Origin of the sequence: Streptomyces sp. NRRL F-5122 (assembly GCF_001507435.1) — a bacterium.
GTDB classification, from domain to species: domain Bacteria; phylum Actinomycetota; class Actinomycetes; order Streptomycetales; family Streptomycetaceae; genus Streptomyces; species Streptomyces lannensis.
In genome coordinates this window covers 1-25,852 of record NZ_LMWH01000238.1, presented here as the reverse complement: position 1 = coordinate 25,852, position 25,852 = coordinate 1, and the positions used below count along the sequence as shown (strand labels likewise).

Genomic DNA, 25,852 nt, shown 5'->3' with positions numbered 1-25,852 from the left:
CCTTGATCGACTCCGTTGACGAACGAACAGTGGAGAGCGCTTCCCAAGGCCGTTTGAACACAGCGTGTTTGACCGCCCAGGCGCGGGACGCCGGCGAGCGCGCGACCCCCAGGCGGTATACGGGCGCGACGGCGACGACCGGCGGATCGCCCGTCGGCCGCGTCTCCACCAGATGTGCACAAGCGGAACCATGTCACCACCGCACCGTTCCGAAACCCGTTGCGAGCGGACGTGGTTCGCGAGTGCCGGCTAGCCGATCCGGACGGTCTTCGACACGGTCACCTGATCGATGGCGCTCGTACGGACCGTCACCTTCATCGTCCAGGTGCCGGGCAGCGGGAGGTTGAGCGCGTCGGCGGCCCAATAGCCGCCCCGGTTCTCGACCTTGGCGTCCAGCGGGCCGATCTTCCGTCCGTCGAGCGTGAAACTCAGCCGCAGTTCGGGCACGGTCGCGATGCCGCCGTCGGGTCCGTAGACCACCATCTGGACCTGGTTCTCGCCCACCCGACTCGGCGTCAGTTCGACCTGCACCTTGCCCCGCCCGCCCGGCGTCCCCACGTCGAAGGGGATCAACGTGGTGGAGCCGAGGGTCTGTTCGGACGCGGTCCGGGCCGCCTGCTCCTCGGACACCGCCCGGCCCGGCTGTGCGCCCGTCAGCAGGGTCGTGATCACGAGCACCACGACCCCGATGGTGATCTCCGCGAGCACCGAGCGGCGCAACGCACTCCGGTACGGCGACGGGTCCTCGCCGCTCGGCCCTCCCGGTTCGGGGTCCGCGCCGGCGTTCACGGTGGGGCCGTCGGGGCCCTCGGCCGTGCGCGGCTCCTCCACGAGCGCGGCCCGCGCGGCGGTCTCCGCGCGCCCCGCCGCCCCCACCATCTCGGGCACCCGCCGCGGCACCGCCACCGCGGCCGGCATCGCGAGCCGTGCGATCCAGCGCCGCGAGTACGCGGCCGCCGCCAGCAGCAGCACGACCGCCACCAGTTTCGCGGCCAGCAGCCTGCCGTACTGGGTGGAGGTGAGCGCGTCGAGGGAACCGAGGCCGCGCCAGGACTGGTAGACGCCGGTGGCCACCAGCACGGCGACGCTTGCCAGGGCCAGGCGCGAGAAGCGGGCCACCGCGGCCGCGGGAAGCTCGTCGGGCGTCCGGTACAGCGCCGTGAGCAGCGCGGCCAGGCCTCCGAGCCATACCGCCATCGCCAGTAGATGCAGCACCGCCGAGGTCATCGCGAGCGGGACCTGGATGCCCGCGGAGGCGTGCTCCGCCACCGCCCAGGTGAGCGCCAGTGCGAGCGACAGCAGCGTCACGACCGCGAACCGCAGCCGTGCGCCGACGGCCGGACCACCCACCGTCTCCACCGCGCCGGCGGCCCGCTCGCCGTCGGTATCCGGCCCCCGGCCGTGCGCCGGCGTCAGCCCCGCGCGCCCCGCGAGCGCGGCCGCGACACCGAGGAGCACGAGCCGCACGAGCAGCGCGATCCCCAGCCGGCTCGTCGCCGTTTCGCGCAGCACCGGAAGTTCGAAGACCGTCGTGGGGCCGCTGCCGCGCTCGTACGGTCCCCGGAGCAGCAGCAGTGCCACCGTGGCCGTCAGCAGGGTCCACCAACCGCCCACGAGCAGACCGCGGGCCACTCCCGCACCGGTCGCCATCGCGAACACAAGGACGCCGAGCAGCAGGGCCAGGCCGCCGTAGGCGACGTAGCGGGCGATGTCGTAGAGCGTCGTGGTGGCGGCGTCCTGGGCCTCGTCGGACGGCAGCACCGCGGTCGTCGCGGAGGGCTTGCCGACGGAGAACGTGAGCGCCCCGGACACCGGATGGCTGTCCGCCGACACCACGCGCCAGGCCACGATGTAACTGCCCTGCGGCAGTCGGGGGAGCGTGACGCGCGCGGTGTCCGCGCGGCCGTCCGCGTGCTCCTGTTCGCCCGTGTGGACCCGGCGGTTGCCCGGGTCGAACACGCGAATGGAGTCATCCAGCAGTCCGACGGATTCGGAGAAGGTGAGGGTGACCGCCTCGGGCGACGTCTTCAGCACACTGCCGTCCACCGGGTCGACGTCCTTCAGGACGGCGTGCGCGGAAGCGGAACCACCCCCCGCGAGGAGCAGCAGGGGAACGACGAGCAGCACGAACACGAGGTGCCACGGCCGTCGCCCGCCCGCCACCGCCACCGATCTCCCGTCACCCACCAGTCCTGCGCCCACGTCTTGTCTCCCGTATCCGCCGTCCCGGGTCCCGGTTACGTACGGACGGTGCGTCCGCAGCGCTCAGCGCGGCGGCGATCCCCCCACCCGTACATGCGTGAGGTCATCATGGCCGCAGGCCCCGTCACCACGTGGGCCGGGCCGACACACCGCCGTCCACCACCAGGTCGTGACCGGTGATCCAGGAGGCGAGCGGCGAGGCCAGGAACACACAGGCGTCACCGACGTCCTCGGGGCGCCCCAGCCGGCCGGTGGGCACGGCACCGCGCCAGCGGCGCACCCCCTCGGGCCAGTCCTCCGCCAGCCCTTCGCGGTCGATGAGTCCGGGCGAGACCGTGTTGACGCGGATCCCCTGAGGGCCGTACTCGAGGGCGGCCGACCTCGCATGCATGACCACAGCCGCCTTGGACGCGCAGTAATGGGCGTGCAGGGGCGCCGGATGCGTGGCCTCGATGGAGGCGATGTGCGTGACGCTGCCGCCGCCCGTCGCGCGCATCACCTCCACCGCCGCCTGCGTGCAGGCGAACACGCTCGAGAGGTTGGCGTCGAAAACGGCCCGCCAGTCGGCGGCCGTCATCCCGAACAGGTCCTGCGTGGGCTGCACGCCCGCGTTGTTGACCAGTGCCGTCAGCCTTCCGCCGCCCCAGTCGGCCGCGTCCTGGACCAGCCGCGCGCAGGCGTCCTCGACGGTGAGGTCGGCCTGGAGGACGACGGCACGGGAACCCATGTCACGGATGCGCGCGGCCACGTCGTGCGCCCCGGAAACCGATGTGCGGCAGTGGACCGCGACGGCCGCGCCCTCCTCGGCGAACCGCAGCGCGATCCCGCGTCCGACGCCTGCGCCCGCGCCGGTCACCAGGGCAACCTGTCCCCTCAGCAATCCGCTCATGACCGGCACAGTCCCGCGATCCGGGCCGCTGCGGCCGGATAGCGCGCCGTCAGCCCGGCCGCGTCACCGTGTTCGTAGCCCTCGTAGGTGAAGCCCGGCGCCATGGTGCACCCGAAGAGCGTCCACGACCCGCCCGCGGCGACCCGGCCGCCCATCCAGGTGCCCGCCGGCACGGTGAACTGGACGCTCTGGCCCCCGAGGACGTCCGGTCCCAGGACAACCGTCCGCACGCTCGCGTCGGCGCCGAGGAGCAGCAGCTCCAGTGGATCGCCGAGGTAGAAGTGCCAGACCTCGTCCGCCGGAAGGCGGTGCAGCGCCGAGTAGTCGTCCGGCTCGGCGGTCAGCAGGGCGACGATGGCGGTGCCCGCCGGGCGTCCGTCGGGCAGCGGGGGTCCCGCCCAGGTGCGCCGGAACCTCCCGCCCTCACGCGGGATCGGTTCCAGGCCGTAGTGGGCGACGAGGTCGTCAGGGGTCACGGCACGCAGGCTAGGGCCTCACCGGACGGGTGAGGAACGCGAGCCGCGCCCGCTTCTCGGGGAGGTGGACGTCCGGCAGGTCGACCTCGGGCAGGACGACGGCCGGGCCGGGGACGAAGCCCTGACGCAGGAAGCGGGCTATCGCCTTCTCGTTGCGCTCGTCGGGGTCGACCACCACCCGTCGCCGGCCGAGGCCGTCCAGGATGTACGAGGTGAAGGCGGTCAGCAGGGCCGAAGTCCAGCCTGCCCGCGCGCCGGTGGAGCCGGGGGGCGCGAGGAGGAGGTGGGCACCGATGTCGCCTGGTTCGACCGCGTAGCACGCGCCGACCCGGTCGGCCTCCGGCTCGTAGGTCTGCAGGAGCGCGACCGGCTCGCCGTCCTTGACGGCGAGGAAGGCGTGATGGGTGTCCAGCGTGGCCATATGGGCGTAGATCTCGCCCACCTGCTCCTTCGTCAGCCCGGTCATGTCCCAGAAGGAGGCGCGTTCCTCGCTCACCCAGCCATGGACGACATCCAGGTCGGCCCGGGGGTCCAGGGGCACGATGCGGACCGCGCCGAAGCCCTCGACCAGCTCCTCGTGGACGGCCTCGCGGTGGGCGGCGTACGGCTCGGCGGCCGTCGGTGCCTCCTTCGTCAGACGGTCCCAGTCGGTGACGACCGGGACCAGCTCCCCCTCGAGCCACAGGGGCAGTTGGTCGCGGTGATGGGGCGAGCCCGGGACGCCCAGGGCGCCGAGGGGGACCACCCAGAGGCTGTCGTCGCGGCGGGCGAGGTCCCAGACATAGCGGGCGGCCGGGCCGCGTGCGCTCAGATCGGTCAGGCCGGGGACGCAGGACGTGCACAGGACGCAGTCGTGGTCCCCGGACAGACCCGGTTCCTCGTACGGCGTCCCGGGCGTCGCCCGCCAGGGGGCGAGCCGGTGGGTGTCGCCCCAGGTTCCCCGCGGCGGGTTCACGGCGACCTCCTCCACCGCCTCCCGCACGATCGCGGCGCGGTCGACGCCGTAGAGGTCCTCGGCGGCCAGCAGGTGTTCGAGGGCGAAGCCGATCCGGGGCAGAAGGGCGAGCCAGGGCAGGAAGACCTCCGGATACGGGGACGGGGCGGCGGCCAGTTCGGCGAAGGCGGGGTGCGCGGCGAGCCGCCGTACGACCGCGCCGCGCACCGCCGCGTAGACCGCCGCGGCACCGCTGTCCGCGTCCATGTGCCGGTCCCAGGCCAGCAGGACGTCGCGCAGCGCACCCGCCCCGGGAGTGAGGCCGTCGAGGGCGCGGAGGCGGTCGAGCAGCGGAGCGGCGGACGCGAGACGGGTGTCCATGTGGACGGCCGGCATCTCCCCCGCGGACCACCGCGGCTTCCGCTCCAGCAGCTCGCGGATACGGTCGGCCCGGTGGCCGGGGGCGAACTCGACGCCGAGGGGGGCGGCCGGTCCACGCTGGTTGGCCATCACGGCGATGCCGTTCTCGACGTCCCCCCGGGGCATGTCGTGCCACCCCCGCCACTCGTGCCCGGGCTCCCAGGCGGGAACGAGCCGCGACCGGCCCTTCCCGCCGCGCCAGGGCACCACTCCGGCCACCCGGTGGAGCACACCGCCGTCGACGTCCGCCGCCAGCACGACGTTGACGGGCTCGGCCCACAGATCGAGCGCGCGGTCCACATCGGCGACGCGCCGGGCGCGCAGCAGGGGGAGCAGGGCGCCGAAACCGAGGCGCTCGGTGACCCGGGGCGGATGGCGCAGGGAGACGGCAGCCTGCGGGCGCGTGCCGGTGCCCGCGGACTCCGGGCCGCCGACGACGACCGGGCCCCGCCCGGTCTCGATCACCTCGACCTCGACCGGATCGCCTCCGGCCACCTCGACCGTCTGCACCAGCCTGACCGCAGCACGCCATGTGCCGTCCGGGTCCAGCGCCTCCACGCCGCCGTCCGCCGTGCGCCGCAGACGCTCGCGGTAGAGGTCCTGGTAGTCGGCCATCGCGTTGGTGATCGCCCAGGCGACGGGGCCCGTGTGACCGAAGTGCGCGATGCCGGGGATGCCGGGGACGGCGAGGCCGACGACGTCGAACTCGGGGCAGGCGAGGTGGATCTGCTGGTAGACGCCGGGGTCCTCGATGAAGCGATGGGGGTCTCCGGCGACGATGGCCCGCCCGGTGACCGTGTGCTCGCCGGTCACGAGCCAGCCGTTGCTGCCCGACGTGCCCGGCCCGTCGGTGGCGAAGAGGCCGATCGCCTCGTCGCCGAGGCACCGCGCGGCCTCCTCGCGCCAGAGCTTGGCCGGGAAGCCGGCGAACAGGATGTGGGTGCCGAGCCACACGCCGAGGGGATGCCAGGGCTCCCACCGCCCCGGGACAAGTCCCGTCGTGCCGAACTCGGGGGTACGACGGGCCCCTTCGGCCAGCCCCTCGTTCACTCCGTCGGTGTACGCGCGCACCCATCGCGCGGTCTCGGGGTCGTGCCGCTCCAGCGCGGCGAAGCAGCGTCTGGCCGTGTCGTCGAGCCGGGCGCGTCTGGCGAGCGTGTCCCAGGCCAGGGCGGGTGTGCCGAGGAAGGAGGCGGAGGTGCCCTGCGCCCGGTGCCGCTCGACCTCCAGCTGCCAGGCCCGGTCCAGGGCCGTGACCCGGCCCTGGAGCCGGGCGAGGGCCGTTGTGTCGTCGGCACGCAGATGCGGGATGCCCCAGGCATCGCGGTAGATCTCGGTGGGCACCTGTGACCCCTCAATTCTTTAGGTTAGGCTTACCTAAGTTACTGGGATGGAATCGTAAACGACGAGTGGGGGCGCGATGGGTCAGGGGCAGGGGCGCGGCTGGGAGGGCACGGTCCTCAGGCTGCTGCGTGCAAAGGACTTCGTGTTCACCGTGACCGACACGGAGGACGTCACCCCGCACTACCGGCGGCTGCGCCTGACCGACGGCGGAATGCTCGCGGCGACCGGTGTGCATCCCACGATGTGGGTGCGGCTGTGGTTCCCGGGCCCGGGCCGTCCGCACCAACGGGCCTACACCCTGGTCGACCCGGACCCGACGTCCGGCACCCTGACCCTGGAGTTCGCCCTCCACGACGGGCGCGCCGCCGACTGGGCACGGGCCGCGAAGCCCGGCGACACCGTGGAGGCCACGGTCCAGGGCACCGCCTTCCACCGACCCGAACCGGAGCCCTCGCACGTCTTCGCGATGGCCGACCCTGCCTCGCTGCCCGCGCTGAACTCCCTCCTCTCGGCGCTGGCCCCCACCCCGGCGACGGTGTGGTTCGAGGGGGCACCGGACGGTCTCCCGCTGCGCATCGATCCCGCTCGCCACGAGCTGCGCGCCGTCCCCCGCGGGGACGACGGCGCCCAACTGGTCGCCGAGGTGAAATCGGCCCTGCCGGGCCTGCTGGAGGCCGCCCCGCAGCCCTATGTGTGGATCGCCTGCGACACGGCGACGACACGCACGCTGAGTGCGTACGCGCGCAAGGAACTGGGCGTCCCGGCACGGCGGCTGCACGCTCTGGGGTACTGGCGCGCGACCTGAGCCGGCACGCGGGATCATCGGGGCATGGACGTCACCCTGCATCTCGCCCAGGATCCCGAGGCCGACGCGCTCCTCGGACGCAATCCGCTCGCCGCGCTGATCGGGATGCTGCTGGACCAGCAGGTTCCGATGGAGTGGGCGTTCAAGGGGCCGTGGACCATCGCACAGCGGCTCGGCACGGACGAACTCGACGCGCACGAGATCGCGGCGCGGGACCCGGAGGCCTTTGCCGCCCTGTTGTCGCAGAAGCCGGCGGTGCACCGCTACCCCGGCTCCATGGCCAAGCGCGTCCAGCAGTTGTGCCAGTACCTCGTCGAGCACTACGACGGTGACCCCGAGGCCGTCTGGAAAGGCGTCGGCAGCGGGCGGGAGTTGCTGAAGCGGCTCGAGGAACTGCCCGGTTACGGAAAGCAGAAGGCGCAGATCTTCCTCGCCCTGCTCGGCAAGCAGCTGGGCGTGCGGCCGGAGGGGTGGCGGGAGTCCGCGGGGCCCTACGGCGAGGACAAGTCGTTCCGTTCCGTCGCCGACATCACCGGTCCTTCGTCACTGGCGAAGGTCCGTGCGTACAAGCAGGAACTGAAGGCGGCGGCGAAGGCCGCCAAGACGGCGGGCCGCTAGCGTCAGCCGGTTGGCCCACCCGGCTGGCGGAGTGTTCGAGCCCGGTCCCAGCATGGACCATGACCGAGGCACCGAGCGGCTCCCCCCGGGAATCCGAATACGACGACCGCCGCGTCCACGCCACGCGTGACCCGCACACACCGAGGCCCGCGTCGCATGATGTCGAACCACCCTTCGAGGGAGTCCTGCACTACTTGTCCCGCACGGCCTGGCAGGTCGTCCTGGCCACCGGCGTCGCGTCCCTGATCCTGGGGATCCTGGTCCTGGTCTGGCCGGGACCGTCCCTGCTCGCCGCGGGAGTTCTCTTCGGCCTCTACCTGATCATCAGCGGTGTGCTCCAGCTGGCCTCCGCCTTCGGCACGCACAAAGCCACCTCGCTGCGTGTCCTGGCCTTCATCAGCGGTGCGCTTTCGATCCTGCTGGGCCTCTTCTGCTTCCGTGGCCCCATGGAATCGGTTCTGCTGCTCGCGCTGTGGATCGGCATCAGCTGGCTGATCCGCGGGATCACCCAGACCATGGCGGCCGCCCACGACCCCGCGGTACCGGCGCGCGGCTGGCAGATCTTCCTCGGTGTCGTGACCTTCGTCGCCGGGATCGTGCTGATCGTCTCGCCGTTCGCCTCGATCGCCGTGCTCACTCTGGTGGCGGGCTGGTGGCTGCTCGTGGTCGGTGTCGTCGAGATCGTCACGGCGATCCGGATCCGGAGCCGCGCGCAGCACATTCCTCGTACCGTCTGATTGGCGTCAACATCACGCACGGAACGTACGCCGAGCGGGCGGTTTCGAGGACGACACGATGAACGATGCTCGCCAAGCGGGCAGATGACCTCTCGTGAGCCGCACCCCGTACGCCCCGCGCACCGCCCGCCGGTACGCCTGGCTGCGGGCGCTCGTGGTGCTGGTCGCGCTGCTGACGGCCGGCGCGCACACCGGGGCGGTGACGGCCGACTCACTCCCGACGTCCACGGCTCAGACCTGCGACGCGGAGTACGAGCAGCTCGCCGCGACCCCGGCGCCGGCCAACCCCCAGGGCCACCGCGCCCTCGCCTCCTCGCGGCCGGGCCCGCCGGGCGGCGCCAGGCCGTCCGGCCCCGAGGGCTCCGTGCCCGTCCTCCCCGGGGCGTCGCACTCACCCACGCTGCACGCCCTGCGCACGGTCGTCCTGCGCTGCTGACAGGTCCCGTCCTCCGGAACCGTCATACCTGCCAGCAACGCAAGGACACCGACATGCTCATCGACCCGTACGCGGTCCTGCACGCCCTGCTGCGTGCCGAGGCGGCGCGCAGCACGAAACCCCGGACCACGACCGAACCGGAAGCCGAGACCGGGGAGCAGCCGCCCCCGGCCACCACCCCGCCCGAGAAGGACCGCGAGTAGCACGCACGGCGGCCGCCCCGGGGCCGGGCGGCCGCTCCCCCTCCCCACCGGACCCCGACCGGCGGCCGGAGCTCGGGAGCCCGCTGTACATGCGGGCGATCACCACCGGCGGGAGCCGCGCGACGGATGCGGCCGAAGCCGCCCCGTGGCCCCCACCAGCCGTGACCCCAGGAACACACACGTCGCGCCCCGGAGCCCGGAAGGACTCACCCGCACCGTGGAAGCGGTGGCTCCCAGGCAGGCTCCGGCCATGGCTCCCCCTCACCTCACTCCCGTTTTGCCCTTGTTTACCGTGTCTTTTCCCGTGCCGTACTCCGTCGCCATGGCTGCGCCCGGAACGTCTCGACCGGTAGGCTTTCCGTGTGATCTTCAAGCGCATCGGAAACGGCCGGCCGTACCCCGACCACGGCCGGGAAAGCACCCGGCAGTGGGCGGACGTCGCGCCGCGCCCGGTCCGCCTCGATCAGCTCGTGACGACGAAGCAGCAGCTCGACCTGGAGACCCTCCTCGCCGAGGACTCGACGTTCTACGGCGACCTCTTCGCGCACGTCGTGAAGTGGCAGGGCGACCTGTACCTGGAGGACGGCCTGCACCGCGCGGTCCGCGCGGCGTTGCAGCAGCGCCAGGTCCTGCATGCGAGAGTGCTCGAACTCGACTGACGTCCCGTCGTCTTCGCCTCGTCCGTGTACCGCCGGCCGTTGTGACACCCGCTCGTCTCCGCGGCGTCCGGCCGTCCGTGTGTTCCCTTTGACCCTTTCGGGTTGGAGTGCACGGCGTTGAATGATCATCTAGTAGGCATTGCCGTCCGGGCGCACTACGCTGCGCCTCATGAGCATGCTGACTCCCCCTGGCATGGGCGGCCAGTACCGGATCACGGGGGACAAGTACCCGCGGATGCGCCGTCCCCGGCGCCGCGGCAGGATCGTGTTCGCCGTCGTCGCCTCCGTGGCCGCCGTCGGGCTGATCGGCTGGGGGACCCTGCAGCTCATCAACGTCTTCAGCGGCAACGGCGGCAATGCGTCGGCGTCCGGCGCGAAGGCGCACTGCGCGAAGGCGGATGCCACGCCCGCGGCCCTCAAGGCCCTGCCCGCGCCCGCCCAGATCACGGTGAACGTCCTCAACGCCACACCCCGCAGCGGTCTCGCCAAGCAGACCGCGGACGAGTTGAAGAAGCGCGGCTTCCGCATCGGCGACGTGGGCAACGCCACCGAGGAGTTCGACAAGAAGGTCAAGGGCGTCGCGCTGCTGCTCGGCCCCAAGACGGCTGTCGACACCTCGCTGACCGTCCTCGGCGTGCAACTCCCGGCCGCCGAACGCCGCACGGACGCGTCCCGCACCGGCCCTGCCGTCGATCTGATCCTGGGCGACGGGTTCAAGGCGCTGACGAGCAAGCCGGACGCGGACAAGGCGCTGACCGCGCTGACCAGTCCGACGGCGTCGCCCACGGGCGGCACCAAGAAGGGCTGCTGAAGCTTCCCGCACCCGCACGGCGGGGAATGCTCAGACGGCCGTGCGGCCGCCGTACCGGGCCGTCGGCGGCTTCCGTGCGGAAATCGCCACCGGCCCGAACGCCGTCTACTCGGCCGCCCCGTAGAGGCGGTCTCCCGCGTCGCCCAGCCCCGGCACGATGTAACCGAGCTCGTTGAGCCGCTCGTCGACCGCGGCCGTCACCACCGTCACCGGCGTGCCCGCCAGTTCGCGCTCCATGACGGCGACGCCCTCCGGGGCGGCGAGCAGCACCACCGCCGTCACGTCGTCCGCGCCGCGCTTGATCAGCTCCTGGATCGCCGCCACGAGCGTGCCACCGGTGGCCAGCATCGGGTCAAGGACGTACACCTGGCGCCCCGACAGATCCTCCGGCATGCGCGAGGCGTACGTGGAGGCCTGGAGCGTCTCCTCGTTCCGGATCATGCCCAGGAAGCCCACCTCGGCGGTCGGCAGCAGCCGCACCATGCCGTCGAGCATGCCGAGGCCGGCGCGCAGGATCGGCACGACAAGGGGGCGCGGACGGGCGAGCTTGACACCCGTGGTCCGGGCGACCGGGGTCTCGATGTCGACCTGTTCGGTACGCACGTCACGGGTCGCCTCGTAGGCGAGCAGGGTGACGAGCTCGTCGGCGAGCCGACGGAAGGTCGCGGAGTCGGTGCGCTGGTCGCGCAGCGTGGTGAGCTTGTGGGCGACCAGGGGGTGGTCGACGACGTGGAGACGCATGTCCCCAACAGTAGCCGGGCCTCCCATCCCCACCGCGCCCCTGTACGACGCCGGTGGCGGCGGACCGCTCACCTCGGATCCTTCCCCCCTTCCGCGTCGGCATCGAACCCGCCATCGGAGGGAAAGTGAGAGGGACACAACTGGGGTGGTGTGTTTATGTCCGACCGGAAGTCCGAAGAAGTGCGCGAAGCGCGGCGGACGGATGCCGAACGCATGCGGCGCCGCGCCCGGTTCCTGCGAGAACTCGCCGAGGCACGCGAGCTGCGCGACCGCGTCCAGCCCCGCCGCGCCAAGGTCGCGCGCCTGCGTCACGCCGTGCGCATGCGCACCTTCCGCTGGTAGTGACGCGGCCGCCACGGGGGTGGCCGTGCGACCACACGGCCCCGAGCCGCGTACGATCCGCAGGTGGCGGCAATGAGTGCGCTGGTGAGTGGACTGCTTTCAACAAGCGCTCCGCGATCAAAACGGCCAGACACAGGGAGCCGAAGACGTCCCCTGAGCGCCTTGTTTCTGCCACGATTCCGAGTGGGCGGGGCTCGGAGCAGCACTCCCCGCCCGCAACCTCCGCCGGGGGGAACCCCAACCGGCACGCCTATGACCAGTGGGAGAGTCACGGTGTACTTCGCCGCACTGCTCGCGCGCACCGAAGACGGGTGGGAAGCGAGCGACACAGAGCTCGACGATGTGGAAACCCTGTCGGATCTGACCGACCTGGCCCGCGAAGCCTCGGTCGACGAGGACACGGTGCTCGTACTCATCGAGCAGGAGGACGCGTGGTTCGGCGTAGTCCGCGTGGACGGCGAGGACGACCCTCGTATCTACGTTTCGGACGCCGCGGCCGCGGCCCGCAGCTCGTACGGCGAGATCCTGCTCACCGACGAGCTGCTCGGAAGGGAGCCCGGTGACGACGTCGCCGACCTGGACTCCCTCGACCTCGACGGTACGGAGGACGGTGAGCCCGAGGACGCCGACGACGAGGAAACGGCGGTCGCGGACCTCGCTGTGCCGCACGGCCCCGTGGGTGACAGCGAGATCCTCGACGACCTCGGCGTCGACGAGAAGGAGCTGCGCATCCTGGACGCCGAGGACGCGCTGAGCTCGATCGCCGACGCCCTCGGCGCCTCGGACGTCCTGGAGACCGTCCGCTAGGCGCACCGAGTGACCGAGGACGGGACGCCGGCCCCCGATCCGGTGCGCGACCGCTGGCGGGCCGCGATGCGGCTCGCCCTGGACCAGGCCGGCCTGGCCGTCGCGGGCGGTGACGTGCCGGTCGGCGCCGTCGTGCTGTCCGCGGACGGCTCGGTGATCGGCCGCGGCCACAACGAGCGCGAGGCGACGGGCGATCCGTCGGCTCACGCGGAGATACTCGCGCTCCGCCGGGCCGCCGCGGTGCTCGGCGAGTGGCGGCTGCCCGGCTGCACGCTGGTCGTGACGCTGGAGCCCTGCACGATGTGCGCCGGCGCGGTGCAGCAGTCCCGGGTGGACCGCCTGGTCTACGGCGCACGCGACGAGAAGGCCGGCGCCGCCGGGTCGCTGTGGGACCTGGTGCGCGACCGGCGTCTCAACCACCGCCCCGAGGTCATCGACGGCGTGCTCGCGGACGAGTGCGCCCGCATGCTCACGGACTTCTTCAGAAGCCGCTGAGTCCCGCGCCGGATGCCCCCGGATATGGATTTCTGACCACAGCCCACCTTGGGGTAAGGTCTCCCTCGGTAGCGTGTCCGAGCGGCCGAAGGAGCTCGCCTCGAAAGCGAGTGTGGCGCAAGTCACCGAGGGTTCAAATCCCTCCGCTACCGCAGATGGACGAAGGGTCCGGCTCGACGAGCCGGACCCTTCGTGCATCCCCGGTCCCGGTTTCCGTCCCGGCCGACCGATCGAGCACTCCATCACCACGGCAGCCCTGTACTGCCTGCTCGGCCGACTCAGACCTTCTTCGCCGCATCACCGCAGGGCCGCCCTCCTTGCCGTGCCCGGCTGCCGGCCCCTTCGACGTGAGCCCGTCGACGACCGCACAGTGAACGTTGTCTCATGACAACTATTTCCATGCGGGGCGGGTAGCAGTAGGAAGACCTTGCCCCCGTCGACCAGGTGATCCCATGGCGTTCTTCGCGGTCTCCAGGCACCGCCCTCTGGAGCTGCTGTCCGTCACCGACCTCGCCATGGAGCACGAACGACTCCAGGCGGAGAACGAACAGCTCCAGCGCGCCCTGTCCTCGCGTGCCGTCATCGACCAGGCCATCGGCGTCCTGGTGGTCCTGGGGCAGGTCCCTCCCGAGGAGGCGTGGCGCGCCCTGCGGGACGTCTCGCAGCGCACCAACACGAAACTGCGCGTCGTCGCGGAGGACGTGTTGAAGTTCGCCCAGGGCGGCACCCTGCCGGACGCCGAACTGCACGAACTGCGGCGCGCACTGGCCCGCTACCAGTCCTGTTCGTCCGCGCACCGGACTCCTGGGATCACGGCGGCCGACGACGGACCGCCCGCCACCTGAGACCGGCGACCGCGCCGCGGAGCACCGGGCGGGGAGGAACCGCGTGAGGACCTGGTGGATGCGTGATCTTTTGCGAGACCCGAACACCTGGCCGCGTTAGACTCGCCGCCGGCGAACGGGCCCCGCGGGGCGGAGGAGACGGGGGAGGCCTCGGTGGCGGTACCGGGAAAGAAGATCGCGCTGTACGCGGTCGTGGTCTTCGTGCTCTACGTGATCATCACCGATCCGGCCAGGGCCGCCGACTACGTCCAGATAGGGTTCGAGGGCATTTCGAATGCCGCCAGGGCCATCGGCCACTTCATGACGTGGATCGCCAACGGGGCCCAGTGAGGCTTCCGGGGCCCGGGCGGCCACCGTCGCCACCCTGGGAGCGCCCGTGATCCGGCATCTGGTCCTCTTCAAGCTCAACGAAGGCGTCCGGCGGGACGACCCGCGCGTCGTGGAGGGCGTACGCGCCTTCGAAAGCCTCGGCGACGTGATCGACGAACTGCGCTTCTGGGAGTGCGCCTGGAACATCACCGACCGGCCCATCGCCTACGACTTCGCGATCAACTCGGCGGTCGACGACACGGACGCGCTGCGCCGCTATCTTGAGCACCCGGCACACCAGGAGGGCGTCGCGCTCTGGCGCGAGTTCGCCACTTGGGTGATGGCCGACTACGAAATCTGAGCGATACCGCCCACTGATTCAGGGCGACACCACCGCAGAGCCCCCCACCGGAAACGGCGGGGGGCTTTTCTGCGTGATGTGCCCCAACTCTCCCTCAACACGGAGTTATGCGGTGCTTGCACACAGTGTCCATTTCTTGTGATGCTATGACCGCTTTTGACGGCGAATTGACGGATGCGTGGATGGATGAAGAGGTGGCGTTGACCGTGTCGGCCAGTACCGCGCCACCCCAGGACGAGGCTCCGGCCCCTGCTGCCGGCCCGCCCCAGGAATCCACCACGACCGACGACACCACACCGGAGGAATCCACACCGCCCGCCACGGAGCAGAAGCGCCGCGGGGCCGACACCCGGGCCCTCACCCAGATGCTCTTCGCCGAGCTCAAGGACCTGGAACCGGGCACGCCGGAACACCATCGTGTGCGCGGGGCGCTCATCGAGGCGAACCTCCCGCTCGTGCGCTACGCCGCCGCGCGCTTCCGCTCCCGCAACGAGCCGATGGAGGACGTGGTCCAGGTCGGCACCATCGGCCTGATCAACGCCATCGACCGCTTCGACCCCGAGCGGGGCGTGCAGTTCCCGACCTTCGCGATGCCCACCGTCGTGGGCGAGATCAAGCGCTACTTCCGCGACAACGTCCGCACGGTCCACGTCCCGCGCCGGCTGCACGAGCTGTGGGTGCAGGTCAACAGCGCGACCGAGGACCTGACGACGACGTTCGGTCGCTCCCCCACCACCGCGGAGATCGCCGAGCGGCTGCGCATCACGGAGGAGGAGGTGACGTCCTGCATCGAGGCCGGACGCTCCTACCACGCGACCTCACTGGAGGCCGCCCAGGAGGGTGACGGACTGCCGGGACTTCTCGACCGGCTCGGCTACGAGGACCCCGCTCTCGACGGGGTCGAGCATCGCGACCTCGTCCGGCATCTGCTCGTACAGCTGCCCGAGCGGGAGCAGCGGATCCTGCTGCTGCGCTACTACAGCAATCTGACCCAGTCACAGATCAGCGCGGAGCTGGGGGTCTCCCAGATGCATGTGTCAAGACTCCTCGCCAGGAGTTTTGCACGACTCAGATCCGCAAACAGGATCGATGCCTAATCCGCGAGAGCGAATCCTCCCGCAAGGCCTCTTCCCCGTCGATCCCCGCTGAAAGGCCATCAGAAGACCTTCAACCAGGGCGCTTTCGCATCTTGCATGTCGACATGTCACTACAGCGCGTTGCCGACATGTGACATTCTTCCCCAAGCGCGTTTGCCGCAGCCTCGTGGCCGGTATTCAGGTGGAGGCTGCGTTCCCGACGACGGGAGCGTCCGCCGCGACCGTCCCGCGACCCAAAGGGGGTGGCATGTCCGCAGACCAGGGCAGCTCGAAGGTGCTCACGCTCATGCAGAGCGACTCCGCGCCCGATGTGCTTCAGGACCTTCAGGCCCCTCAGGACCTCCCGAGCGCCGAGACCGTTCCGGTCCCCGAGGCCCAGGACGTCCCCTCCGCCCACGAGGCCATCGACACCCGCACCCTGTCCCGCTCCCTCTTCCTGCGACTCGCCACCCTCGACGAGCACAGCCCGGAGCGCGCCTACGTCCGGGACACGCTCATCGAGCTGAACCTCCCGCTCGTGCGGTACGCGGCCGCCCGCTTCCGCAGCCGCAACGAGCCGATGGAGGACATCGTCCAGGTCGGCACGATCGGGCTGATCAAGGCGATCGACCGCTTCGACTGCGAGCGCGGCGTGGAGTTCCCGACCTTCGCGATGCCGACGGTCGTGGGCGAGATCAAGCGCTTCTTCCGGGACACGTCCTGGTCGGTGCGTGTGCCGCGCCGCCTCCAGGAGCTGCGCCTGGCCCTCACCAAGGCCAGCGACGAGCTCTCGCAGAAGCTGGACCGCTCCCCGACGGTCACCGAACTCGCCGCCGTGCTGGGCGTGTCGGAGGAGGACGTGGTCGACGGCCTCGCCGTGGGCAACGCCTACACGGCGTCCTCGCTGGACTCCCCGGCCCCCGAGGACGACGGCGGCGAGGGCTCCCTCGCGGACCGCCTCGGCTACGAGGACTCGGCCCTGGAGGGCGTGGAGTACCGCGAGTCCCTCAAGCCGCTGCTGGCCAAGCTTCCGCCCCGTGAGCGGCGGATCATCATGCTGCGCTTCTTTGCGAACATGACGCAGTCGCAGATCGGCGAGGAGGTCGGGATCTCGCAGATGCACGTCTCGCGGCTGCTGACCCGCACGCTCGCGCAGCTGCGGGAGGGCCTCATCTCGGACTGAGCCGCGGGGAGCCCCGGGCCAGTGCCCGGGGACGGCCCGTCCGCCCGAGGGTTCCTAATTGACGGGCCGTCAGCCACACTGGCGCGATGCTTCGAGCGACGTGGTGGCGGGGTCGTCGAGGGGCTCTGCTCGGTGCCTCGGCGACCGTCGTGTGTCTGGTCGGCATTCCGGCCGCGTGCGCGGGCGGCCCGGCCGGCGGCGGATTCGTCGCGGTCGGGCCCGCGGGCGGTACCCCGGTCGTCTCCGGTGCCGCGGTGGCGCCGACGGGAGATGTGACGCTGGTGCCGCTGGAGGCGGCGGAGAACCGCCAGGAGAGAGGACGGCGGCACCCGCCCGCCGAGGCCGGCGCCTCGGTCGCGCCACAGCCGTCTCCCGCGGCCACCCGTGCTCCGGAGGACGCCCCCGACAGCACCGCACCCGCGTCCCGAACCCCCGACTCCCCACCCGCGAAGGCGGGTTCGCCGACACCGACGGCAACCGCCGCGCCTGCTACGCCCGGTGGACCGACGGCGCTGAGCGTGGGTGCACCCGTACGGGAGCCCACGGACCGTCGCTGGTGCGAGAAGGTCACCCTCTCGCTGCGCAACACCGGGGGCAGCGCGGTGCGTTCGGGCACGGTCGCCTTCGGCACGCACATCGTCGGCGCGCTCGGGATCGACTGGGCGACGGTGGAGTCCACGGGCACGCTGCCGTCGCCGATCGCCGCCGGGGCGTCGACGAAGAAGACCTGGACGGTCTGCGTCGACGCGTGGCGTGTGCCGCTGGGCATGCACATCGAGACGCGGGACGTGTCCGTCCAGTGGAAGTGAAGCCAGTGGAAGTGAAGGTGGAAGCGGAGCAGGGCTTCGCCCTGCTCGTGCTACTTAAGCGCCAGCCAGGCAACCGCGGCGACGATCACCACGACGGCGATGACGCCCACGATCAGACCGACGCGCGGCCCTGACGAGACGGCCGCCTGGTGCCGGTCCTGCGGGGCCTCGTCGACGAACGCACGGAACATCTGCGTGTTGCCGGAGGGGTCGTAGTTGCCCTGGGGGCCCTGGGTGTTAGCCATGGCCCGAGACCCTAGCGAAAACGCGGAGGCTGCCCAAGTGCGGGTGCCCTTCTGCCACTCGTCGGCCCGGTGAGGGGACTGTGACCTCACTGTGCGACCACTGTCAGGGCCGGCCGGGCCCACGCGGTCCACCTGGGGGTTTACGATCGCCAATACTTGCCTTTGCCAAGTTTTTAGCCCAGGAGCTCCGATTTAGTTTGCCTGCGGCAACCAACCGATTTATGGTTGCCCTAAGCAACGATACTGGGAGGGGTGATGGCCGAGCGAGCGCAATACGAAGAGCTGGCGCGTCAGCTCGGCGCCATCGGTGCCGTGACGAGGGACATGGGGCGGATCCTGCCGCCCGACTGCCCGGGCGGCTCCGCCGCCGTACTGACACTGCTCGGCCGCTACGGGGACATGCGCATGAGCAAGCTCGCGGAGTTGCTCGCCGTCGACATCTCCGTCACGAGCCGCCATGTCGCGCAGGTCGCGGACCGCGGCTGGATCGAGCGCTCCCCCGATCCCGCGGACAAGCGCTCCCGCATCCTGCGCCTGACGGTCCCCGGCCGGATCCAGCTCGACGAGTTGTCCCGGCGGACCACCGAACTGCTCGCCGAACGGCTGAGCGACTGGTCGCAGGACGACGTCGACCTGCTCATCCAGCTGATGGCGCGGCTGCGGGCCAGCTTCGGCGACTGTCGCTCAGCCCCCCGGCTGGTGCAGCTCGCGCCGGCGACGCGATCGGTTGCAGACCAGACCACCCGTACACCCGCATAAAGAACGGAAGAAAAGGAAGCCCATGGCAACGACCACACCAGCCGGTGTGCGGGCCCACGCCAAGCACGGGGGAGGCCTCCCGGACGGCACTCCGATGACGCACCGGCAGATCATGGAGGCCCTGTCCGGGCTGCTGCTCGGCATGTTCGTGGCGATCCTGTCGTCCACGATCGTCTCCAACGCGCTGCCGCACATCATCGGCGACCTCGGCGGAGGCCAGTCGGCCTACACCTGGGTCATCACGGCCTCCCTGCTGGCCATGACCGCGACCACCCCGCTGTGGGGCAAGCTCGCGGACCTGTTCAGCAAGAAGGCGCTCGTCCAGATAGCCCTGATCGTCTACGTACTCGGCTCGATGGCCGCGGGTCTGTCGCAGAACCCCGGCATGCTCATCGCCTGCCGAGTCGTCCAGGGCGTCGGCGTCGGCGGTCTGTCCGCACTGGCGCAGATCGTCATGGCCGCGATGATCTCCCCGCGCGAGCGCGGTCGCTACTCCGGCTACCTCGGAGCGACCTTCGCCGTCGCGACCGTCGGCGGCCCGCTGATCGGCGGTGTCATCACCGACACCTCGTGGCTCGGCTGGCGCTGGTGCTTCTACGTCGGCGTCCCCTTCGCCGTCATCGCACTGATCGTGCTCCAAAAGACCCTTCACCTGCCCGTGGTCAAGCGGGACGTCAAGGTCGACTGGGCCGGCGCGTTCTTCATCTCCGCCGCCGTCTGCCTGCTGCTGGTCTGGGTCACCTTCGCCGGTGACAAGTACGACTGGGTGTCGTGGCAGACCTACACCATGGTGGCCGGCGCGATCGTCCTCGGACTGATCTTCATCCTCGTCGAGTCCCGGGCCGCGGAGCCGATCATTCCGCTGCGCCTGTTCCGCAACCGCACCATCACCCTGTCGTCGCTCGCCTCGCTCTTCGTCGGCGTCGCGATGTTCACCGGAACGGTGTTCTTCGCCCAGTACTTCCAGCTGGCACGGGACAAGTCCCCGACCATGTCCGGCGTGCTCACCATCCCGATGATCGGCGGCCTGTTCGTCTCCTCCACCGTCTCCGGTCAGGTCATCACCAAGACGGGCAAGTGGAAGGCCTGGCTGGTCAGCGGTGGTGTGCTCGTCACGGCCGGCCTCGGTCTGCTGGGCACCATCCGCTACGACACGGCGTACTGGAAGATGGCCGTGTTCATGGCGCTGATGGGCCTCGGCATCGGCATGATGATGCAGAACCTGGTGCTGTCCACCCAGAACCAGGTGGAGCCCCAGGACCTCGGTTCGGCCAGTTCCACGGTCACCTTCTTCCGCTCCCTCGGCGGTGCGATGGGCGTCTCCGCGCTCGGCGCGATCATGGCCCACCGGATCACCGACTACGTCCGGGACGGCCTGGACGACCTGAGCCCCAAGTACGCACGACTCGCTGCCAAGGCGGGCTCCGACGGCGCCATCCCGGACCTGGGGAGGCTGCCCAAGCCGCTGCGCACGGTCATCGAGAGCGCGTACGGCCACGCCATCGCTGACGTCTTCCTGATCGCCGCCTGCCTGGCGTTCCTCGCCCTTGTGATCACCCTGTTCATCAAGGAGGTCCCGCTGCGGACCAGGGGCGGTCTGGCGCAGGCGGCGGCCGCCGCGGCCGAGGCCGAGGCCGAGGAGGCCCCCGTGGCCGCGGCCGCGGCTGCCGCTCCCGTCGAGGAGGCGGTCCCGAGCTGGGCGGTGTCGAGCACGGAGGCCGCTCCCGACGGCGCACAGAGGCTGTCCGCGGTCGCCACACTGGCCCCGCCCACGTCCGCCGGCGAGGTCGGTGGCGTACCGGTCCGCGGCTTCGTCCGCGGAGCCGAGAGCGCCCCGGTCGCGCGGGCCGCCGTCACGCTGATCTCCCTCGGGGGCCGGCAGCTCGGCCGGTCGGTCGCGGGTGCCGACGGTTCCTACGCCGTGGACGCGCCGGGCTCCGGCAGCTATGTCCTGATCGCCTCCGCCGACGGCTTCCAGCCGCAGGCCTCGACGGTCGTCGTACACGAGGAGCCGGTGTCGTTCGACATCCTGCTCAGCGGTACCAGCGGCCTGAGCGGTGTCGTGCGGGCCGCCGAGACCGGGCTGCCGGTCAAGGACGCGATGGTCATCGTCACGGACGTCCGCGGTGACCTGCTGGCCACCGCCGCCACCGGCGAACAGGGCGAGTTCTCCTTCGCCGAGCTCGTGCCCGGCTCCGTGACCCTCGCGGTGAACGCCGCGGGGCACCGGCCGCGGGCACTGCCCGTGGAGGTCGGCGCCACCGGGGTCACCAGGATCGAGATCGACCTCGACTCCGGCGCCCAGGTGCAGGGTGTCGTACGGGCCCCGCACGGACCCCTCGCCGACGCCCGCGTGACGCTGGTGGACGCGGCGGGCAACGTGGTCGGCACGTCCATGACCGGCGCGGACGGGGCGTACGCCTTCACCGACCTGAACAGCGGCGAGTACACGGTCATCGCGACGGGCTACCCGCCGCAGGCGACGGCGGTCACGGTGCACGGCCGCGGCGTCGACGACCACGACATCGAACTGGCCCACCCGGGCGAGTAGTCGGCACCGGCTCGTGGGGCGCACCGTGAGCACGAGGTGCGCCCCACGAGCCGGATTTTTTTGAGCGTTCTACGGGGATATTCAAGGATTTAGAGGGAGACCACACGATGGGACTGACCGCACGGATCCGTACGCGGGACGGATGGGCCGTCTCGCACGCGGTCGTCACCGTGACCGACATGACCGGTACCCAGGTCGTGCGCGCCGAGGCGGACACGGACGGGGTCGTACGGGACGCGACCGCGCTGGCCCCCGGTGCCTACACGGTGATCGTCACCGCGGTCGGGTACGCGCCCGCGGCGTCCAGCGCGATCGTCACGGCGAGCGGCCGGGCCGAGGTCGGCACGGTGACGCTGGCCCGTCAGGGCGGCACCGAGCTGCCGCCGCCGGGACCGTGGACCATCGACCCGGCGCACTCTTCCGTGGCCGCGGTCGCCCAGCACCTGGGGATCTCCAGCGTGCACGGCCGCTTCACCGAGTTCGCCGGGCGTATCGAGATCGCCCCGGACGACGTGGCGAAGTCCCGGGTCGAGGCGGTCATCCGCTCCGCGTCCATCACCACCGGCAACGGCATGCGCGACGCCCATCTGCGGTCGGACGACTTCCTCGACACCGACACGTACCCGGAGATCGTGTATCGCTCGACCGGCCTGACCGACGCGGGCTCCGACCGCTGGACGGTCCACGGCGAGCTGGCCCTGCGCGGTGTCGTACGCCCGGTCGACCTGGACCTGGTCTATCTCAGCACCGGCTCCGACCCGTGGGGCGGGACCCGAGCGGCCTTCCGCGCGACGACGGAACTGCGCAGGGAGGACTTCGCGATGAACTTCAACCAGGTGGTCCAGGCGGGCGTCGCCCTGGTCGGTACGACGCTCAAGGTCGAACTGGACATCCAGGCGGTGCGGGGCGACTCGCTGCCGCAGGCGTAGGCACAGCAGGGTCACCCTGATCCGGCAGGTCTGCCCCTAGGCTGCCCCCATGGCACCGAACATCGCGACGAACACCGGCGTGACCCTGGACGAGCTGCTGGACTTCGTACGGCCCCGCCACCACGCCATCCTGCTGACGCGGCGCGCCGACGGCAGCCCCCAGGGCTCGCCGCTGACCTGCGGGGTCGACGACTCCGGGCGGATCGTGGTCTCCACGTACCCGGAGCGCGCAAAGACCCGCAACGCCAAGCGGGACGAGCGCGTCAGCCTGATCGTGCTCAGTGACGACTGGAGCGGGCCGTGGGTCCAGATCGACGGCACGGCCGAGGTCATCGACACGCCGGACTCCGTCGAACCGCTCGTCGAGTACTACCGCAACATCGCGGGCGAGCACCCGGACTGGGACGAGTATCGCGAGGCCATGGTCAAGCAGGGCAAGTCGATCATCCGGGTCACCCCGGTGCGCTGGGGTCCGGTGGCGACGGGCGGCTTCCCGGCGCGCCTGGTGCCGTCGGAGGACTGACCGCTCCCCGGGCGCCCGGCGGGGATCAGCCTCGTACGATCATCGCCTCGATCCCCGCGATCAGCGTCTCCAGCGCGAACGTGAAGTCCCGTTCGCGCATCTCCTCCACCGTGTCGCCGCCGCGGGCCTCCATGAGGTCCGCGGCGTGGTGCACGACCTCGGTCAGGTCGGGGCTCTCCGTCACCGCGCTCATGGCGTGGCGGAAGTAGTCGTCCTGGCTCAGCCCGGCCACCGCGCAGCGTTCGATGAAGCGGCCCTCGATCGTGCCGAAGCCGTACACGAACTGGAAGACGGCCGCGATCGCGCCCATCTGACCGTGTGCGGGCAGCCCGGTCAGCCGGATCACCCGCTGCACGGCGAGCGAGAAGGCGACCGCGTGCGGGCCGATGTTGAGGAAGGTGCCGGCCAGCGGCGACAGCCAGGGGTGGCGCACCAGCAGAGCCCGGTACTCGGCGGCGAGCGCCCGCAGTTGGTCGCGCCAGTCCTCGCCCGAGTCGCCCGCGGGCAGCCGCATCTCGCCGTAGGCCGCGTCCAGGGCCAGCTCCAGCAGGTCGTCCTTGGTGTCCACGTACCAGTAGACCGACATCGCCGTCACGTTCAGTTCGGCGGCCAGACGGCGCATGGAGAACTTCGGCAGCCCCTCAGCGTCCAGCAGGCGTACGGTCACCTCCGTGATCCGGTCGCGGTCCAGGCCCGAGGGGTGACCGCCGCGCGAGCCTCCGCCCCGCGGCGCCTTGCCCTCCAGCCAGACGCTGGTACGCGCCGGACGCTCCGCCCGCTGGGCTGCCTTCACCATGGCGTACCTTTCTCGACACTTCGACCTGCTCACGATGCTAGGCGCCCGGCGGCCGCGCGGGACCATGACACCTCGCCGCTTCCCGTCCCGCGGCCGGGATCCCGGGCAGCCCCAGCGAGCCTTCCCGTCGCGGCCCACGCGACAAATCCCGTGCCACCGGCGCCCGATCGGCACGGGTGGTGTGCCCGCACACAGGAGCGGTGACCCGGGCACGCATGCCCGGGCCACCGCTTTGGGACACCTCCGTCAGCCTGCGGACTTCCGGGTGAGGTCGTAGAAGGTTGACGAACCCACCGTCACCTTCTTGAAGTTCTTCTCCACCCATGAGCTGATCTGCGAGCCGGCGTCGGACCCGCCGGTCCGGTCACCGCCGCCGAACCCCCCTCCGGCGATGAAGTAGTGGATCCGGCCCTGGGCCACGTACTTCTGGAACTGGGCCAAAGTCGGAGCCGGGTCACTGCCGTTGAAGCCGCCGATCGCCATCACCGCGTGACCGGTGGCGAGCTGGTAGCTCGCGGCGTTCTGGGAGCCGATGGACGCGGCCACCCAGGTGTAGTTCCCGGCATCGTTCTCCAGCAGCTTCTTCGCCTCGGAACCGACGTTCGCCCCGTCGAGCAGACCGCCGGGACCGCGGCCGCCGCGCATACCGCCCTCGCCCGTGCCACCGCCGGGGAAGCCGCCCTGCTGATTGCCCTGCGGGGTCGGGCCGTTCTGGCCGTTCCCGCCCGGCATGCCTGCGCCGGGCAACCCGCCGAAGCCGCCGCCCTGCCCGAAGCCGCGCCCGCCGTTCCGGCCCTGGGCCTCGCCGTTGCCGTTCTGCCGGCTCTGGCCGGGGAGTCCGCCGAAGCCACCGCGCAAACCACCACCGCCCGGGCCGCCCACCCTGCTCGCGCCCGCCGGACCGGCCGTGACGATCGAACCGGTGTGGCCCTGGTTCACCGTGCTGAGGGTGTACGCCGTCGGCCCCGCGATCGAGGTCACGAAGCTCAGGCCCACGGCCGCGAGGGCGAGTTGCCGCCCGAGCCGGGTCACAAAGATCAGACCGAGGGCGCCGGTCAGACCTCCGACGAGGACGAACCACTTCATCCACGGCAGGTAGTCGGGCGTGCGGTCGAGGAGCACATACCCCCAGGCGGCGGTGGCGGTGGCGGCCGCGGCGAGTGTGAGCGACGCCCACGTCCTCGACCGCTCCTCCCACAGGACCGTGACGCCCATGCCCACGAGAGCGGCCACGTAGGGAGCCAGTGCAACGGTGTAGTACTGGTGGAAGATGCCCGCCATGTAGCTGAAGACGACCACCGTCATGAGCAGCGAGCCGCCCCAGGCGAGGAACGAACCGCGAGCCAGGTCCGTCCGCCCGGCCTTCCTGGTGAGCACCAGGCCCGCGACGAACAGGATCAGCGCGGCCGGCAGCAGCCAGGAGATCTGGCCGCCGATCTCGGAGTTGAACATCCGGTCCCAGCCCGTGGTCCCCCACTGCCCGCCGCTGCCGCCACCCATGCCCCCGACACTGCCGGTCTCGTCGCCGTTGATGCGGCCGAATCCGTTGTAGCCGAAAGTCAGCTCCAGGAAGGAGTTGTTCTGCGAGCCGCCGATGTACGGGCGTGAGGCCGCCGGCCACAGCTCGACGATCGCGACCCACCAACCGCCCGAGACGACCAGCGCGACGGTCGCGAGAGCCAGCTGCACGAGCCGTTTCCTCAGCCGCACGGGCGCGCAGACGCCGTACACGAGGGCCAGCGCGGGCAGGATCAGGAAGGCCTGCAGGGTCTTCGTCAGGAAGGCGAAGCCGACCGCCACGCCCGCCCACACCAGCCACTTGGTGCGGCCGTCCTCCAGAGCGCGGATGACGAAGTGGACCGTCAGCGCCATCAGCAGTGCGAGCAGCGCGTCCGGGTTGTTGAAGCGGAACATCAGCGCCCCGACGGGGGTGAGCACGAGCACGGCGCCCGAGATCAGCCCGGCCGCAGGGCTGAACCTGCGCCGGACGGCCGCGTACACGACGGCCACGGTCAGGACGCCCATGACGACCTCGGGAGCGAGGATCGCCCACGAGTGGAGGCCGAAGATCCGCACCGACAGGGCCATCGGCCACAGCGCCGCCGGAGGCTTGTCGACGGTGATCGCGTTGCCCGCGTCCAACGAGCCGAAGAAGAACGCCTTCCAAGACGTGCTGCCTGCCTGGGCCGCCGCCGAGTAGAAGGAGTTGGCGTAGCCCGAGGCGCTCAGGTTGTACAGGTACAGCAGCGCGGTGGCGAGCAGCAGGCCGAGGAGCGCGGGGCGCGCCCAGCGCGGGTCCTCGGGCCGGCCGCGCCAGAGCCTGCGGACCAGGGGCCCCTTCGGCTCGCCGACCCCGGAGCCGGGAGCGGGCGCGTCCGTCGGGCCGGGCGCGGCCGGCGGCCCCCACGCGGCGGGCCCGGCGCTCCCCGGGTGACGGGGGCGGTCGTGGTCAGTGGTCCTTACCTTGGTCATCGGTTTGGTCCAGCCATTCGTAGGGTTGGGGCATCCGGGGGTGTGAGGTGTGGCTTTCAGTGGTCTGCCGACCGT

The 25,852-nt window shown here is 71.2% G+C and carries 28 protein-coding genes and 1 tRNA gene; 21 read left to right on the top strand and 8 right to left on the bottom strand.

Annotation, left to right across the window (positions count from 1 at the left end):
* Nucleotides 1-249: 249 nt before the first annotated feature.
* The 4 genes from ADL25_RS25155 to ADL25_RS25140 form a co-directional block, all read right to left on the bottom strand.
* A complete protein-coding gene (locus ADL25_RS25155) occupies nucleotides 250-2,202 on the bottom strand; it encodes a copper resistance CopC/CopD family protein (RefSeq protein ID WP_420711363.1) in 1,953 nt (650 codons plus the stop codon).
* 124 nt (nucleotides 2,203-2,326) lie between these two features.
* On the bottom strand, nucleotides 2,327-3,091 hold the full coding sequence (locus tag ADL25_RS25150; protein WP_107116704.1) for an SDR family NAD(P)-dependent oxidoreductase: 765 nt from the start codon (nucleotides 3,089-3,091) through the stop codon (nucleotides 2,327-2,329).
* Nucleotides 3,088-3,567: a cupin domain-containing protein gene (locus tag ADL25_RS25145; protein ID WP_059130098.1), complete on the bottom strand. Its 480-nt coding sequence runs from the start codon at nucleotides 3,565-3,567 to the stop codon at nucleotides 3,088-3,090. Before ADL25_RS25145 ends, ADL25_RS25150 begins: the two co-directional genes overlap by 4 nt.
* Before the next feature lie 10 nt (nucleotides 3,568-3,577).
* Nucleotides 3,578-6,265, bottom strand: a complete 2,688-nt coding sequence (locus ADL25_RS25140; protein WP_059130097.1) for a GNAT family N-acetyltransferase — start codon at nucleotides 6,263-6,265, stop codon at nucleotides 3,578-3,580.
* Nucleotides 6,266-6,341: 76 nt separating this feature from the next.
* Here ADL25_RS25140 and ADL25_RS25135 point away from each other — a divergent pair, with 76 nt between their 5' ends.
* The 7 genes from ADL25_RS25135 (at nucleotide 6,342) to ADL25_RS25110 (ending at nucleotide 10,534) form a co-directional block, all read left to right on the top strand.
* Complete coding sequence (locus tag ADL25_RS25135) at nucleotides 6,342-7,070, top strand: siderophore-interacting protein (RefSeq protein ID WP_059130096.1); 729 nt, start codon at nucleotides 6,342-6,344, stop codon at nucleotides 7,068-7,070.
* Between the two features lie 24 nt (nucleotides 7,071-7,094).
* The gene (locus ADL25_RS25130; protein ID WP_059130095.1) at nucleotides 7,095-7,688 is read left to right on the top strand and encodes an HhH-GPD-type base excision DNA repair protein; all 594 of its coding nucleotides are present in this window, start codon (nucleotides 7,095-7,097) and stop codon (nucleotides 7,686-7,688) included.
* A 59-nt stretch (nucleotides 7,689-7,747) separates the two neighbouring features.
* Nucleotides 7,748-8,425, top strand: a complete 678-nt coding sequence (locus ADL25_RS25125) for an HdeD family acid-resistance protein (RefSeq protein ID WP_059130094.1) — start codon at nucleotides 7,748-7,750, stop codon at nucleotides 8,423-8,425.
* Nucleotides 8,426-8,519: 94 nt separating this feature from the next.
* Nucleotides 8,520-8,861 carry a hypothetical protein gene (locus tag ADL25_RS25120; protein ID WP_059130093.1) on the top strand — a complete coding sequence of 114 codons (342 nt, stop codon included), beginning with the start codon at nucleotides 8,520-8,522 and terminating at the stop codon, nucleotides 8,859-8,861.
* Between the two features lie 53 nt (nucleotides 8,862-8,914).
* Nucleotides 8,915-9,064 (top strand): hypothetical protein, encoded by a 150-nt coding sequence (locus ADL25_RS49855; protein ID WP_199839210.1) that lies wholly within the window; start codon nucleotides 8,915-8,917, stop codon nucleotides 9,062-9,064.
* A 362-nt stretch (nucleotides 9,065-9,426) separates the two neighbouring features.
* A complete protein-coding gene (locus tag ADL25_RS25115) occupies nucleotides 9,427-9,723 on the top strand; it encodes a type II toxin-antitoxin system VapB family antitoxin (RefSeq protein ID WP_004943146.1) in 297 nt (98 codons plus the stop codon).
* Nucleotides 9,724-9,892: 169 nt separating this feature from the next.
* Nucleotides 9,893-10,534, top strand: a complete 642-nt coding sequence (locus tag ADL25_RS25110) for a LytR C-terminal domain-containing protein (protein WP_234381032.1) — start codon at nucleotides 9,893-9,895, stop codon at nucleotides 10,532-10,534.
* Nucleotides 10,535-10,639: 105 nt separating this feature from the next.
* Here the strand turns inward: ADL25_RS25110 and upp are convergent, their stop codons facing one another.
* Nucleotides 10,640-11,275: a uracil phosphoribosyltransferase gene (gene upp, locus ADL25_RS25105; protein WP_059130091.1), complete on the bottom strand. Its 636-nt coding sequence runs from the start codon at nucleotides 11,273-11,275 to the stop codon at nucleotides 10,640-10,642.
* 156 nt (nucleotides 11,276-11,431) lie between these two features.
* Between upp and ADL25_RS25100 the strand changes: the two genes are divergently transcribed.
* The 10 genes from ADL25_RS25100 to ADL25_RS25060 all read left to right on the top strand — a co-directional run bounded on the left by ADL25_RS25100 (nucleotide 11,432) and on the right by ADL25_RS25060 (nucleotide 17,502).
* Nucleotides 11,432-11,617 carry a hypothetical protein gene (locus ADL25_RS25100; protein WP_059130090.1) on the top strand — a complete coding sequence of 62 codons (186 nt, stop codon included), beginning with the start codon at nucleotides 11,432-11,434 and terminating at the stop codon, nucleotides 11,615-11,617.
* A gap of 273 nt (nucleotides 11,618-11,890) precedes the next feature.
* Nucleotides 11,891-12,424 carry a hypothetical protein gene (locus tag ADL25_RS25095; protein WP_059130089.1) on the top strand — a complete coding sequence of 178 codons (534 nt, stop codon included), beginning with the start codon at nucleotides 11,891-11,893 and terminating at the stop codon, nucleotides 12,422-12,424.
* Between the two features lie 66 nt (nucleotides 12,425-12,490).
* Nucleotides 12,491-12,919, top strand: coding sequence for a tRNA adenosine(34) deaminase TadA (tadA, locus tag ADL25_RS25090; protein WP_059130157.1), 429 nt, complete (start codon nucleotides 12,491-12,493; stop codon nucleotides 12,917-12,919).
* A 67-nt stretch (nucleotides 12,920-12,986) separates the two neighbouring features.
* Nucleotides 12,987-13,071: transfer RNA gene (locus tag ADL25_RS25085), tRNA-Ser, on the top strand.
* Nucleotides 13,072-13,371: 300 nt separating this feature from the next.
* On the top strand, nucleotides 13,372-13,764 hold the full coding sequence (locus ADL25_RS25080) for an ANTAR domain-containing protein (protein ID WP_059130088.1): 393 nt from the start codon (nucleotides 13,372-13,374) through the stop codon (nucleotides 13,762-13,764).
* A 153-nt stretch (nucleotides 13,765-13,917) separates the two neighbouring features.
* Complete coding sequence (locus tag ADL25_RS49850; RefSeq protein ID WP_181923097.1) at nucleotides 13,918-14,094, top strand: hypothetical protein; 177 nt, start codon at nucleotides 13,918-13,920, stop codon at nucleotides 14,092-14,094.
* Nucleotides 14,095-14,140: 46 nt separating this feature from the next.
* Nucleotides 14,141-14,434, top strand: a complete 294-nt coding sequence (locus ADL25_RS25075) for a Dabb family protein (RefSeq protein WP_059130087.1) — start codon at nucleotides 14,141-14,143, stop codon at nucleotides 14,432-14,434.
* Between the two features lie 182 nt (nucleotides 14,435-14,616).
* Nucleotides 14,617-15,531 (top strand): RNA polymerase sigma factor SigF, encoded by a 915-nt coding sequence (locus ADL25_RS25070; protein WP_059130086.1) that lies wholly within the window; start codon nucleotides 14,617-14,619, stop codon nucleotides 15,529-15,531.
* A 247-nt stretch (nucleotides 15,532-15,778) separates the two neighbouring features.
* On the top strand, nucleotides 15,779-16,693 hold the full coding sequence (locus ADL25_RS25065; RefSeq protein WP_059130085.1) for an RNA polymerase sigma factor SigF: 915 nt from the start codon (nucleotides 15,779-15,781) through the stop codon (nucleotides 16,691-16,693).
* 86 nt (nucleotides 16,694-16,779) lie between these two features.
* Nucleotides 16,780-17,502 (top strand): hypothetical protein, encoded by a 723-nt coding sequence (locus ADL25_RS25060; protein ID WP_059130084.1) that lies wholly within the window; start codon nucleotides 16,780-16,782, stop codon nucleotides 17,500-17,502.
* Nucleotides 17,503-17,552: 50 nt separating this feature from the next.
* Here the strand turns inward: ADL25_RS25060 and ADL25_RS25055 are convergent, their stop codons facing one another.
* Nucleotides 17,553-17,747, bottom strand: a complete 195-nt coding sequence (locus ADL25_RS25055) for a hypothetical protein (RefSeq protein ID WP_059130083.1) — start codon at nucleotides 17,745-17,747, stop codon at nucleotides 17,553-17,555.
* 255 nt (nucleotides 17,748-18,002) lie between these two features.
* Between ADL25_RS25055 and ADL25_RS25050 the strand changes: the two genes are divergently transcribed.
* The 4 genes from ADL25_RS25050 to ADL25_RS25035 all read left to right on the top strand — a co-directional run bounded on the left by ADL25_RS25050 (nucleotide 18,003) and on the right by ADL25_RS25035 (nucleotide 22,509).
* The gene (locus ADL25_RS25050; RefSeq protein ID WP_059130082.1) at nucleotides 18,003-18,506 is read left to right on the top strand and encodes a MarR family winged helix-turn-helix transcriptional regulator; all 504 of its coding nucleotides are present in this window, start codon (nucleotides 18,003-18,005) and stop codon (nucleotides 18,504-18,506) included.
* 22 nt (nucleotides 18,507-18,528) lie between these two features.
* The gene (locus ADL25_RS25045) at nucleotides 18,529-21,057 is read left to right on the top strand and encodes an MFS transporter (protein WP_107116700.1); all 2,529 of its coding nucleotides are present in this window, start codon (nucleotides 18,529-18,531) and stop codon (nucleotides 21,055-21,057) included.
* A 107-nt stretch (nucleotides 21,058-21,164) separates the two neighbouring features.
* Nucleotides 21,165-21,986, top strand: a complete 822-nt coding sequence (locus tag ADL25_RS25040; protein WP_059130081.1) for a YceI family protein — start codon at nucleotides 21,165-21,167, stop codon at nucleotides 21,984-21,986.
* 49 nt (nucleotides 21,987-22,035) lie between these two features.
* On the top strand, nucleotides 22,036-22,509 hold the full coding sequence (locus ADL25_RS25035) for a PPOX class F420-dependent oxidoreductase (RefSeq protein WP_059130080.1): 474 nt from the start codon (nucleotides 22,036-22,038) through the stop codon (nucleotides 22,507-22,509).
* Between the two features lie 25 nt (nucleotides 22,510-22,534).
* Here ADL25_RS25035 and ADL25_RS25030 read toward each other — a convergent pair whose 3' ends face one another.
* Together ADL25_RS25030 and ADL25_RS25025 are read right to left on the bottom strand one after the other, a co-directional pair.
* The gene (locus ADL25_RS25030) at nucleotides 22,535-23,305 is read right to left on the bottom strand and encodes a TetR/AcrR family transcriptional regulator (RefSeq protein WP_059130079.1); all 771 of its coding nucleotides are present in this window, start codon (nucleotides 23,303-23,305) and stop codon (nucleotides 22,535-22,537) included.
* Between the two features lie 246 nt (nucleotides 23,306-23,551).
* Nucleotides 23,552-25,777: a glycosyltransferase family 39 protein gene (locus tag ADL25_RS25025; RefSeq protein ID WP_059130078.1), complete on the bottom strand. Its 2,226-nt coding sequence runs from the start codon at nucleotides 25,775-25,777 to the stop codon at nucleotides 23,552-23,554.
* Nucleotides 25,778-25,852 lie beyond the last annotated feature (75 nt).